Raw genomic sequence first — 12,449 nt, 5'->3', positions numbered from 1 at the left:
CAAACAGAAACATCACCGGTTGCGACAGGAGTATCACGGGGAGTTGAGACTTCTTACTACCGGTGGTGACCTCATATGTTCGTGCTCGGCGTCTCCTGGCTGATCCTGACCCCGCTGTGCCTGTGGAACCTGTTTCGCGGAGGGACGCTGGTGCGGTTGACGAGCGTGCTGTCGCTGGTCGCGCTGGAGGCGGCCACGATCTGGGCCACCACCGTCGTCCAGGTTCCCGCCCGGACCCCGATCGCCGCCTCCCCGTCCACAGTGGCCCGGACCGGCTCGCCCGCGGCGGCCCGGACCGAGCTCCGGCCCCAGTCCCCGCCCCCGGTGCTCCAGCCGCCGACGCCGCTCCCCGGGGCGGCTCAGCAGGGCGCACGGGACACAAGGGGAGCACTGGCGGGACGGGCCGAGCCGCTCACCCGGGACAAGCAAGGCGAGCGGGACACCTCCTGCCGCGGCCGGATGCCGGCGCCCGAGCGGGTGCGGCTGGCTCGCCGCCAGGGCGCGCCGCGCGGCGTGACGCTCTTCTGGAAGGCCAGGGCGGACGAGTGCGACACCGCGACCGTGGTCCTGCACCACAGGAAGCGCACGATCAAGGTGTGGATGCGCGAGGACGAGGCGGAGAGCCGTTCGTCCGACGCCACCACGTGGCCCGTGAGCGTCGCCGGTGGCGTGGCCTCCCTGGAGGTGCCGCTCACGACGCCGGCGCGCGACACGGGGGCGTTCAGGGCTATCGACGGGCGGACCGGCAGGCCGATCGCCCTCATCCGGCCGGGGCGCGTACCGGAGGAACCCTCCACGGTCCGCTGATCCCGCCCGGCGGGACCGCCGGGTCACCGGGCCTGGGGGAAGGGCATCGGAACGAGGGAGCCCCCCGGCTCGGCGGGGCGGCCGGTGGAATTCGCCCTGTCCCTCCGGCCGGAGCCGCCCCGGATCCTCCGGCCCGGCGAACGGATGTGAATCACCCGGCCCGGTGACCGGATGAGGTGGGGAGCATCCGGATCGGGCGGGGGATCCGCCCGATCGCGGTGATCCGATCAATATCCAGTGACCCGATCAGTCTCCGATGCCCCGGCCGGTATCCGGTGACCCGGTCAGTGGGAGCGCTGGGTGGCCCAGTGGCGGATCTTGCCGATCCGTTCCTGGATCTGCTCGGCGGAGGCCTGCGCGATGGCGGGCCCGCCGCAGGCCCTGCGGAGCTCGGCGTGGATGACACCGTGGGGCTGGCCGGTGCGGTGGTTCCAGGCGCCGACGAGGCCGTTGAGCTCCTTGCGGAGGTTGGCGATCAGCTCGTGCGGGGCGAGCTGCGGCTCCTTGGGCTCGGGCTTGTTGCGCCTCGCCTTCAGCTGGTCGGACTGGCGCTTGCTCAGCAGGGTGCGGACCTGGTCGGGCTCCAGCAGGCCCGGCAGGCCGAGGAAGTCCTCCTCCTCGGGGGAGCCGGTCTCCGCAGCGCTGCCGAACTCGCCGCCGTCGAAGAGGACCCGGTCGAAGGTGGCGACCGCCTCCAGGGTCTCGAACGGCAGCTCGTCGCCCACGACGTCGGGGTTGTCCTTCTTGCGCTGGGCGTCCTCCAGGAGGAAGTCGTCCAGCCCCTCCTCCGGGGGCTTGCGGTCGAGCACGTGGTCGCGCTCGGCCTCCATCTCCCCCGCCAGGCCCATCAGGGTCGGCACGGAGGGCACGAAGACGGACGCGGTCTCGCCCCGCTTGCGGGCGCGGACGAAACGGCCGACGGCCTGGGCGAAGAACAACGGGGTCGAAATGCTCGTCGCGTAGACGCCGACGGCCAGGCGCGGGATGTCGACCCCTTCGGAGACCATCCGGACCGCGACCAGCCAGCGCTGCTCGGAGGCGGAGAACTCCTTGATCTTCTTGGACGCGGTGGGGTCGTCGGAGAGCACGACCGTGGCGCCCTCCCCGGTGATGGTCCGGATGTGGCGGGCGTAGGCGCGGGCGGTCTCGTGGTCGGTCGCGATGACCAGGGCCCCGGCGTCGGGCACGCCCCTGCGCACCTCGGTCAGGCGCCGGTCGGCCGCCCGGAGGACCTGGCGGATCCACTCGCCCTTCGGGTCGAGCGCGGCCCTCCAGGCCTGGCCGAGCTGGTCCTTGGTGAGCGGGGTGCCGAGGGTCGCGGCGATCTCGTCGCCCGCGCGGGTCCGCCAGCGCATCTCACCGGCGTACGCGAGGAAGATGACCGGCCGGACGACGCCGTCGGCGAGCGCCGGGCCGTATCCGTAGGAGTAGTCGGAGACGCTGCGCCGGACCCCGTCGCCGTCCTCGGCGTAGGTGACGAAGGGGATCGGGTTGACGTCGGACCTGAAGGGGGTGCCGGTCAGGGCGAGACGCCTGGCGGCCGGCTCGAAGGCCTCGCGCACGCCGTCGCCCCAGGACTTCGCGTCGCCCGCGTGGTGGATCTCGTCGAAGATCACGAGCGTCTTGCGGGCCTCGGTGCGGGCGCGGTGCAGCGCCGGGTGCATGGACACCTGGGCGTAGGTGATGGCCACCCCGATGTAGTCGCGGGAGGTGGCGCCCTGACTGTTCTTGAACTCGGGGTCGATCGCGATGCCGACCTTGCTCGCGGCGTCGGCCCACTGCTGCTTGAGGTGCTCCGTCGGTGTGACGATCGTCACAGCCCGGATGATCCCTCGTGACAGGAGGTCGCTGGCGATGCGGAGCGCGAAGGTCGTCTTGCCCGCACCCGGCGTGGCGACCGCGAGGAAGTCGCGTGGCTCACGGCTGGAGTACAGGTCAAAGGCCTCCTGCTGCCACGCGCGAAGCTTCGGCGCGGTGCCCCAGGCGGCACGGTCCGGATATGAGGGCGAGAGGTGGGATGCGGCGAAAGTGCTCACAGTGTCCCCAGGGTAATCTGCGCCGCCGACAAGACGTGCCGATCCGCCGACATCCTCGCCAAGCTCGTCTCCGCGTGATAGCGGCCGGCGAAGCCGGAAACCACGGGCTCGCGACCCGGAGGCGCGGCGCCCTGGAGGCACGGGCCCCTGGAAGCACGAGCCCCGGAGCCGGGACCACCGGCCCATGGCCCCGGAGGCGCGAACACGCGTACCCGGAGGCGCGAACTCGTGCACCCGGGACCACCGGCTCACGGACCCGGAGGCGCGAACTCGCGGAGACGGGGCCACCAGGTCACTGGCACCGGCCCCCTCAGCGCAGGCCCGCGATCACCTTGTCGATCTCGGCCCTCGACACGGGATCGTCCGGCTGGGTCATCGCGACCACGACCACCGGGCGCGCCCCGGCCCCCGCGAGGAAGACCACGCGCAGGTACGCCGGCCGGTTCACCACGTCCAGGTACTCCGCGCGCAGGGAGCGGGTGTGCCCGGTGCGCGCGCCCACGGCGATCTCCGTGTCGTCCACGACCTTCAACTCGTCGCCGTGGAGCAGGAGCCGCGCGTACAGGTCGCTGAGCTCGGTGGTGTGGGCGCGCACGTCGGTGACCGGCTCGGCGGGCATGACCATCACGGTCGTGTTGACGCCGTCGCCCGCGGCCGAGGAGAAGTCGGTGACCGGCGGCACCGTGCCGGCGAGCCAGCGTTCGGGCAGCGGGTAGCTGACCCCCGCGACCGGATCGGTCACCCGCCCCGGCGGCGGGGTGGGCAGCGCCCGCAGCGACAGCACGACCACCCCGGCGATGACACCGCCCCCCGCGGCGAGGGCGAGCAGCACGAGCAGTACGCGTCTCAGGCGCCCCGGACGCCGCTCGGGAGGCGCGATGGGCGTGCCGTACCAGCGGGCCGAGGGCGGGAGGTCGTCGCCGGGCTCGGGGATGCGGGGAGGCCACGTCAGGTTGGAGCGGGCGTCGGACGGCTCGTCCTCCGGCGGCGGCCAGGGACGGTACTCGTCGTCCTCGGGGGCCGGCCAGGGACGGCGCTCGTCGTCGAGGTCCGGATCCGACGGCCACACCTCGTTCCTGGCCGCGCGCGCGGCCCTGCGGGACCGCCGGGACCGGCGCCCACCGCCACGGCCGGGCTCGTCGGGCGGGTCCGACCGGCGAGGTCGTTCGTGCACGGGACCTCCTCCCGGCGGTGACGGTCCTACCGTCCTACCACGCATCCCACGGCGTTATCCGGCTATGGGTGATCACTGTTACGGGAGTGACCAATGAGTCATGGGATGTCCCTCATACGCCGGGCCACGACGACCCCGAAGATCCCGATGAGGGCCATCAGCACGACGATCGTGGTGTAACCGGTGGCGATGTCGTCGTGGCCGATCAGGTTGACCAGGCCCCCGCCGACGCCGATGGTGATCGCGCTGCCCAGGGTGTCGACGACCTGGAGCGCGGCGGAGTTGGCGCCCTGCTCGTCGTCGGGCGACTGGTGCATCGCGGTGACGTTGACGCTGGTCATGCCGAGCCCCATGCCGAACCCGGCGACGACCCAGGCGGGCACGGTGACCCAGCCGCCGACCCCGGGCACGAGGGCGAGCAGGGTCAGCAGGATGCCCGTGGTGATCGCCGCGGCGCCGATCCGGACCAGCAGCGGCCTGTCGTACGAGCGGCGGGTCTGCAGGTAGGAGCCGGTGCTCCAGCCCAGGGCGCCGAGGGTGAGGGCGACCCCGGCCTCGACGACGGAGAAGCCGTGCACCTCGGTGAGGAACAGCGGGATGAAGGCGTTGACCCCGAAGAACGCCGAGGCGAGCACCCCGCGCATCATGATCGTGGTGGGCAGGCCGCGGCCGAACCTGAGGGCCCGGGGCGGCAGCAGCCTCGGCAGGCCCGCGGCGAGCGCGGCCAGTCCCGCGACGGTGGCGATCCCGCCCGCTACGGGGATGTCGTGGAGGTGGCTCACCCCGTACAGCAGGATCCCGGCGCCGCACGCCGTGGCGGTGGCGGCCAGGGTCATCGCGAGCGGCCTGGAGCGGGGGCCCGTGGAGAGCGTGGGCGCCGGGGTGTGCCCGCCGATGCGCAGCGCGGGCAGGAGCATCACGAGGGCGGGGACGACCAGCGGCACGATGCCGTAGAAGACCCACCTCCATCCGACGGTCTCGGCGATGAGCCCGGTGAGGCCGGGCCCGATGATGGCGGGGAGCACCCAGGCCGCCGACAGCACGGCGAACACCCGTGGCCTGGTCGCCGGGACGTAGACCCGCGCGATCATCACGTAGATCGCCACGATGACGGCGCCGCCGCCGAGGCCCTGCACGACCCGCGCGACGATGAACAGCTCCTTGGACCCGGCGGCCCCGGCCATCGCCATACCGGCCGTGAACAGCCCCACGCCGAGCAGGAACGGCCAGGCGTGCCCCCGCCGGTCGGACCACAGCCCGGCGACGACGTTGGCGAGCAGGCAGGCGATGAGGAAGGCGGAGAGGCTCGCCCCGTACAGGTCGAGGGCGTCGAGGTCCTCGGAGACCGCGGGCATGACCGTGCTCACGGACATGCCCTCGAAGGCGATCAGCGTGACAACGAGCAGGATGCCCAGGGAGGCGGTCCGGTATTCGGGACCGAAGATCCGGGGGGATTCGTATGGAGCGTCGGCTGTCTTCGGTGCTGTCACCCGTCAAGGGTAGTGTCCGCTCCCCGGCCCCGGTAGACGGCCCACATCTCCTGCATCCTGACGGCCTGACCAGGGGTGAACCCGGACATGCAGCGGTCGTCGGAGTAGTCCATGAAGTTGTGGACCGGGTCGGGCCCGCCGCCCTTGCACGTGTCCTTGATCAGCGGGCAGCCCTCGGTGGGCTGCCCCTCGGGCTCGGTGTCGGCCACGCTGTCGCCCAGCGGCTCGCAGCCCTTCTCGAAGGTGTGCAGCAGCCCGAGCCAGTGCCCGATCTCGTGGACGCCGGTGTACCCGCGGTCGAAGTTGCGCATCGCCCCGCCGGGCAGGCTCCGCCAGTCGACGACCACGCCGTCGAGGGCGGGCTCCTTGACGTAGCCGTGGGGGTAGGTGGAGTAGCCGAGCACCAGCTCTCCGAGCTGGGCGAGATAGAGGTTGAGTGTCTCGGGTCCGCCCCTGCGCATCCGCTTGATCGCCCGCTCGTTGGTGACGGGCTCGCGGAACCAGGCCGCGTTGGCGGTACGGGTGACGCCGTCCAGCCTGAACCGGATCCCGGTGTCCGCGCCGCCGAACCTCCCTGAGTAGGCGGCGTTGAGCGTGGCGATCTGGGCGCGTACCGCGATGTCGGGCGCGCCGAGGCGGCCGTCGGTGATGACGTGCACCCAGGTGGGCACGGTGATGGCGAGCACGCGCGGGAGCGGGCTCGATCCGCGCCGCCCGCTGGCGTGCGCGGATGACGGCACGGACGACGCGAACGGCGCGGACGGCGCGGACGGCGTCAAAGGCACCGACGACACCGACGGCACCGACGGCGTCAGCGCGTGCTCCGCCGCCACGGAGCGGGCGGCCCGGGGATCATGGGATGCCCGGGAATCCTGGGCGGCGCGGGAATCCTGGGCGGCGCGGGAAGGCCAGGGGGCTTGGGAGGCCCGGGGAGCTTGGGATGCCCGGGAGGCGCGGGCGCACCCCGGTGACCCGGGCGCGGCGGCCGTCCCACCGGGTGTCTCCAGAGCAGCCGGAACGGCCGTCCCACCGGATACCTCCGGAGCGGCCGGAACCTCCGAGGCCGACGTCCTTCCAGGCACGTCCGGAGCGGCCGGAACCCTCGGAGCCACCGCCCCGCCGGGCACGTCCGGAGCGGCCGGGACCTCCGGGACGGGAGGGGCCGCGCCCATCGTGAACAGGCATGCGGACACAACGGCGATCGCACGCCCGAACATGGACTCCCCCGACAGATCCCAGACGCTGGTCGTTCGCCGCCCCCCGGCGGCATCCCGACCGTAGCCTCATCTGTGGCGATCACCCATGAGCAACACTCACTCGTTGTTGCTGTCTTCGCCCTTCGGCAGACCCGAGTAGATCTCCTTGCACTCCGGGCAGACCGGGAACTTCTGGGGGTCGCGGTTCGGCACCCAGACCTTCCCGCAGAGCGCGCGGACCGGGGTCCCGCTCAGCGCGCTCTCCATGATCTTGTTCTTCTCGACGTAGTGGGCGAAGCGCTCGTGGTCGCCGTCGCCGTGCGACAGGTCCGGGCGGACGTCGCTCTCAGGGAGAATCTTCGTACTCACCCTGGCGATTTTATGCCCGTACCACCGCGCCCGGGGCACCGGCGGCCGGTGGGTCGCGGAACACGCCCCACCGGCGCGGGTCCCGGGGACGGTCCGGGCGCGGGGAGACGGCCTCGCCCGCCCCCTGGCCGGCCGCTCGGGCGGCCTCTTCCGGGGGCGTCGTCCGGTCCCGTCCCCGGGCGGCCGGGCGGCTAGTTCATCGACGGGTCGTCGGGGCAGGTGGCCACGTAGGCGAGCTCGCCCCGCTGCCTGCGGAGCACCGCGCGCCACAGCGACTCGGGCTCGTGGTGGAAGGTGTCGCCGGGCTCCGCGTCCACGACGTACCAGGCGCCCTCGCCGATCTCGCTCTCCAGCTGGCCCGCCGACCACCCGGCGTACCCCGCGAAGATGCGCATCTGGGCGATCTCCCCGGCGAGGATCTCCGGCGGCGCGTCGAGGTCGACGGTGCCGAGCCTGGAGACGGCCGCCGTGCCCGCGTGCAACCTCCGCCAGCCGAGCGGCTCCTGCCCGCTCGGGACGGCGGCCAGCGCCAGCGCGCTGTCCGTCTGGACGGGGCCGCCCTGGAACAGCACGGACGGGCCGGTGACCATGGTGTCCCAGGTGGGGAGCACCTGGGTCACCGAGATGTCACTCGGTCTGTTGAGCACCACACCCAGGGTGCCGCCGTCGAGGTCGTGCTCCAGCACCAGGACCACGCTGCGCCGGAAGTTGGGATCCTCCAGCTGCGGGGTCGCCACCAGAAGCCCACCGACGTAGATCGCCTCCGCCATACCTCCATCATGAGGGGTGAACCCCCTTTCGCGCTGCTCCCCCCGCTCTTCCGATGGTCCGGGCCTCACGCGGCCTCACGCGCTGTCACGTGACGCGCACGCGAGGGCACTCCACGGAGCGGAGCGGGCGGCGTGGGCGGCACCGAGGGGATGCTTGGGGGATCAGGTCCTCGTCACGCCTCCGTCATGCCCGTACGGGCCCGGCCGCCGGCCGACTCGCGCACGGCCGCCGCGACGGCGCCCGACACGTCCGGGTGGAACACGCTGGGGACGATGTAGTTGGGGCCGAGCTCCTCGGCGGTCACCACGGCGGCCAGCGCCTTGGCCGCGGCGAGCAGCATCTCCTGGCTGACCACGGTGGCCTGGGCGTCGAGCAGGCCGCGGAAGACGCCGGGGAAGGCCAGCACGTTGTTGATCTGGTTCGGGTAGTCGGAGCGGCCGGTGGCGACCACGGCGGCGTACTCGCGGGCGTCGTCGGGCGAGACCTCGGGCTCGGGGTTGGCGAGCGCGAAGACCACGGCGTCCTTGGCCATCGAGGCGATGTCGTCGCCGTTGAGGATGCCCGGCGCGGACACGCCGATGAACACGTCGGCGCCCTTGACCGCGCCGCGCAGGTCGCCGGAGTATCCCTCGGCGTTGGTGTGGTCGGCGATCCACTGGAGCGAGTCGTCCAGGTCCTGGCGGCCGCGGTGCACGGCGCCCAGGTAGTCGCAGACGACCATGTTGCGGGCGCCCGCGGCGAGCAGCAGGCGCAGCACCGCCGTACCGGCCGCGCCCGCGCCCGCGAGGGCGATGCGGACCTCGCCCAGGTCCTTGCCGACCACGCGCAGCGCGTTGGTGAGCGCGGCCAGCACGCAGATCGCGGTGCCGTGCTGGTCGTCGTGGAAGACCGGGATGTCCAGCAGGTCGCGCAGCCGCCGCTCCACCTCGAAGCAGCGCGGCGCCGAGATGTCCTCCAGGTTGATGCCGCCGAAGCCCGGGGCGATGATCTGCACCGTGCGCACGATCTCGTCGACGTCCTGGGTGTCCAGGCAGATCGGCCAGGCGTCGATGTCGGCGAACCGCTTGAACAGCGCGGCCTTGCCCTCCATGACGGGGAGCGCGGCGGCCGGGCCGATGTTGCCCAGGCCGAGCACCGCCGAGCCGTCGGTGACGACGGCGACGGTGTTGCGCTTGATCGTGAGGCGGCGGGCGTCCTCGGGGTTGCGGGCGATGGCCATGGAGACCCGGGCGACGCCGGGGGTGTAGGCCATCGAGAGCTCGTCACGGTTGCGCAGCGGCACCTTCGACCGCATCTCGATCTTGCCGCCGAGATGCATGAGGAAGGTCCGGTCCGAGACCTTGTGGATGACGACGCCCTCGACGCCCTCCAGCTTGTCGACGATCGCCTGCGCGTGATCGGTGTCACGCGCGGCGCAGGTGACGTCGATGCGCAGCTTCTCGTGTCCGGCCGTGGTCACGTCGAGGGCGGTGACCACACCTCCGGCTGACTCTACGGCGTGGGTGAGCTGGCTGACGGCATTGCCGCCGGCGGGCACCTCCAGGCGCACGGTGATGGAGTACGACACACTCGGCACGGTGGCCACAGCCAATCCGCTCCTTTGCGACTGACTTTGGTTGGGATGGTTTCCATCGTGCCATCCCATGACGAGTGTGCGCGCCCGGGTCGGCGGACCTGCGCGTATAGATGCGGTCACAACGCCCCCGGGGGACGCGGTCACGTCGCGCCCCGTGCCACCCGGCCCCCGATCCGGGCCGTGAGCCGGGTGGTGAGAATGATGAGCCGGGCGCCCGGAGAACCGCTCAGAACCTCAGAACGCCCGGGGCGCTTAGAACAGGGCGCTGGCCAGGTTCCTGCGGGCCCTGCCGATGGACGGGTCGTCGCCGGGGAGCGTGTCGAACAGGCCGAGCAGGTGCACCCTGGCTGTGTCGCGGTCGGCGCCCGAGGTGCGGCGCACCACGTCGACGAGCCGGTCGAAGGCCTTGTCCACCTCACCGGCGAGCATCTCGAAGTCGGCGGCCAGGAGCTGGGCCTCGACGTCGGCGGGGTTGGCCAGGCGGCTCTGCAGGTCGGCCGGGTCGACGTCCTGGGTGCGGCGGATCAGGCCGAGGCCGGCCAAGCCCAGCTTGGCGTCCTGGTTGCTGGGCGAGCGGGCCAGCAGCCGCTCGTACGCGGCCACGGCGCCGTCGAGGTCACCGGCGTCGATGGCCTGCTCGGCGGCGAGCACGTCCGGGTCGACCGGGGGCTCCTGGGGCTGCTCCTCCTCCCCGCCGTCGGCGGCCTCCTCGCCGGGGGGCGGGAGGTACTGGGCGAGGGCCTCCATCAGCTGCGAGAGCCAGTCGCGCAGCTGCGGCTCGGTGGCGATGCCCGGGACGACGGCCACCGGCTGCCCCTGGAAGATCGCGTACAGGGCGGGCACGTTCTGCACCCGGAGCGCCTGGGCGATCTGCGGGCTGAGCTCGACGTCGACCCTGGCCAGGAGCCACCGGCCGGTGTTCTCCGCGGCCAGTTTCTCCAGCAGCAGGCTGTACTGCTTGGCCTGCTCGGCGCGGGTGACGGTGAGCTCCAGCAGCACGAGGCCGTTCATGGAGCGTTCGACGACCTCGGTCGCGAAGTTGGCGTCGTCGACGTCGATGACCGGCGCCGGAACACCGCCGGTTTCCTGCGCGGTGGTCTCCCGCCGCGCCTGTGCCTCGAGTGCCTGCTTGCGGGCGCCGAGATCGACGGCGCCGTAGAGCGATCCGGGTCGAGTGAAGTCCGCTGGGCTCATGACTCCAATCCTGCCGTATCCCGGTCGATGCCCCGACGCGCCATCGCTAGAAGCGGGCGGGTTCGGTGTAGACGCCCCATTCGTCGCGCAACGCGTCGCAGATCTCGCCCAGCGTGGCCTCGGCCCTGGCCGCGTCGAGCATCGCGGGGATCATGTTGCCCTCACCCCTGGCGACCTGCACCATCGTGGCCAGGGCGGCGTCCACGGCCGCCTGGTCGCGGGCGGCGCGGCGCTCGGCCAGGACGCGGTTCTGCTCGCGCTCGACCTCGTGGCTGACCCGGAGGATCTCCAGCGGCTCGTCGATGGAGGCCGTGTGGCAGTTCACCCCGACGATCCTCTTCTCGCCCTTCTCCAGCTTGCGCTGGTAGTCGAAGGCCGCCTCGGCGATCTCGGACATGAACCAGCCGTCCTCGATGCCGCGCAGGATGCCCGAGGTCATCGTGCCGTCCGAGCCCATGTCCCTGATCCTGGTGAAGATCGCCTCGGCCTCGGCCTCCAGCCGGTCGGTCAGCGCCTCCACGTACCAGGACCCGCCGAGCGGGTCGGCGACGTTGACGATCTCGGTCTCCTCCATGAGCACCTGCTGGGTGCGCAGCGCGATCTCCGCGGCCTTCTCCGAGGGCAGCGCGAGGACCTCGTCGAGCGCGTTGGTGTGCAGCGAGTTGGTGCCGCCGAGCACCGCCGCGAGCGCCTCGACCGCGGTCCGCACCACGTTGTTGTACGGCTGCTGCGCGGTCAGCGACACCCCGGCCGTCTGGGTGTGGAAGCGCAGCCACTGGGCCTTGTCGGTCTTCGCGCCGTAGACGTCGCGCAGCCACCGCGCCCAGATCCGCCGGGCGGCCCTGAACTTCGCGATCTCCTCGAAGAAGTCGATGTGCGCGTCGAAGAAGAAGGACAGGCCGGGGGCGAAGACGTCGACGTCCAGGCCGCGCGACAGGCCCAGCTCCACGTAGCCGAACCCGTCGGCGAGGGTGAAGGCGAGCTCCTGAGCGGCCGTGGACCCGGCCTCGCGGATGTGGTAGCCGGACACGCTGAGCGGCTTGTACGCGGGGATGTCGGTGGCGCAGTACTCCATCAGGTCGCCGATCAGCCGCAGGTGCGGCTCGGGGGCGAACAGCCACTCCTTCTGCGCGATGTACTCCTTGAAGATGTCGGTCTGCAGGGTCCCGTTGAGCTTCCCGACGGGCACCCCCTGCCGCTCGGCGGCGACGACGTACATGCAGAAGATCGGGACGGCCGGGCCGCTGATCGTCATCGAGGTGGTGGTGTCGCCGAGCGGGATGCCGTCGAAGAGCAGATCCATGTCCAGCGCGGAGTCGATCGCCACGCCGCAGTGGCCGACCTCGCCGAGCGAGCGCGGGTCGTCGGAGTCGCGGCCCATCAGCGTCGGCATGTCGAAGGCGACGCTCAGCCCGCCGCCGCCCGCGCCGAGGATCATCTTGTAGCGCTCGTTGGTCTGCCTGGCGTTGCCGAACCCGGCGAACTGCCGGATGGTCCACGCCTTGCCCCGGTAGCCGGTGGGGTGCAGGCCACGCGTGAACGGGTACTCACCCGGCCAGCCGATGCGCTCCATGCGCTCGTCGGCGCCCCCGGGCCCGTATACCGGATCCACGTCGATCCCCGAGAGGGTGCGGAACTCCGCCTCGCGCTTGCGCGCCCCGTCGAACCGCGCCTGCCAGCGCGCCCGTCCAGCCTCGACCCGCTCAGCGTCCATGGCCAACCCCCTTGTACGGCATGTGGCTTCTTATCCGGCTTGTGGCCTCATGCAGATACTAGGACGTCCTACTAATTCTTGGCCAGCATGCGGTGGCGCTAACGGGACCGGTGGAGGGGGAA

General features: G+C 72.0%; 10 protein-coding genes. 1 reads left to right on the top strand and 9 read right to left on the bottom strand.

The features are described from left to right. The first annotated feature begins 75 nt into the window (after positions 1–75). Positions 76–807, top strand: a complete 732-nt coding sequence (locus tag ABT053_RS30445) for a hypothetical protein (RefSeq protein ID WP_350973570.1) — start codon at positions 76–78, stop codon at positions 805–807. Positions 808–1,091: 284 nt separating this feature from the next. Here the strand turns inward: ABT053_RS30445 and ABT053_RS30440 are convergent, their stop codons facing one another. From ABT053_RS30440 to icmA, 9 genes are all read right to left on the bottom strand, one after another. Next, positions 1,092–2,843, bottom strand: a complete 1,752-nt coding sequence (locus tag ABT053_RS30440; protein WP_350973568.1) for a DEAD/DEAH box helicase — start codon at positions 2,841–2,843, stop codon at positions 1,092–1,094. A 310-nt stretch (positions 2,844–3,153) separates the two neighbouring features. Continuing rightward, positions 3,154–4,017 (bottom strand): hypothetical protein, encoded by an 864-nt coding sequence (locus ABT053_RS30435; RefSeq protein ID WP_350973566.1) that lies wholly within the window; start codon positions 4,015–4,017, stop codon positions 3,154–3,156. Positions 4,018–4,115: 98 nt separating this feature from the next. Continuing rightward, positions 4,116–5,507, bottom strand: a complete 1,392-nt coding sequence (locus ABT053_RS30430; RefSeq protein WP_350973564.1) for an MFS transporter — start codon at positions 5,505–5,507, stop codon at positions 4,116–4,118. Next, positions 5,504–6,193, bottom strand: coding sequence for a zinc metalloprotease (locus tag ABT053_RS30425; RefSeq protein ID WP_350973562.1), 690 nt, complete (start codon positions 6,191–6,193; stop codon positions 5,504–5,506). Before ABT053_RS30425 ends, ABT053_RS30430 begins: the two co-directional genes overlap by 4 nt. Positions 6,194–6,820: 627 nt before the next feature. Continuing rightward, the gene (locus ABT053_RS30420) at positions 6,821–7,072 is read right to left on the bottom strand and encodes a DUF3039 domain-containing protein (protein WP_329091055.1); all 252 of its coding nucleotides are present in this window, start codon (positions 7,070–7,072) and stop codon (positions 6,821–6,823) included. Between the two features lie 191 nt (positions 7,073–7,263). Continuing rightward, on the bottom strand, positions 7,264–7,842 hold the full coding sequence (locus ABT053_RS30415; RefSeq protein WP_350973560.1) for a YqgE/AlgH family protein: 579 nt from the start codon (positions 7,840–7,842) through the stop codon (positions 7,264–7,266). 173 nt (positions 7,843–8,015) lie between these two features. Further along, positions 8,016–9,428, bottom strand: coding sequence for an NAD-dependent malic enzyme (locus ABT053_RS30410; protein ID WP_350973689.1), 1,413 nt, complete (start codon positions 9,426–9,428; stop codon positions 8,016–8,018). Between the two features lie 243 nt (positions 9,429–9,671). Then, on the bottom strand, positions 9,672–10,613 hold the full coding sequence (locus ABT053_RS30405; protein ID WP_350973558.1) for a tetratricopeptide repeat protein: 942 nt from the start codon (positions 10,611–10,613) through the stop codon (positions 9,672–9,674). A 46-nt stretch (positions 10,614–10,659) separates the two neighbouring features. Then, positions 10,660–12,327, bottom strand: coding sequence for a coenzyme B12-dependent isobutyryl-CoA mutase large subunit (gene icmA / locus ABT053_RS30400; RefSeq protein ID WP_350973556.1), 1,668 nt, complete (start codon positions 12,325–12,327; stop codon positions 10,660–10,662). Positions 12,328–12,449 lie beyond the last annotated feature (122 nt).

The organism is Streptosporangium sp. NPDC002524, assembly GCF_040295985.1.
GTDB lineage: Bacteria > Actinomycetota > Actinomycetes > Streptosporangiales > Streptosporangiaceae > Streptosporangium.
Note: the sequence above shows the minus strand (reverse complement) of the source record. Positions and strands in the feature narration are given on the sequence as shown.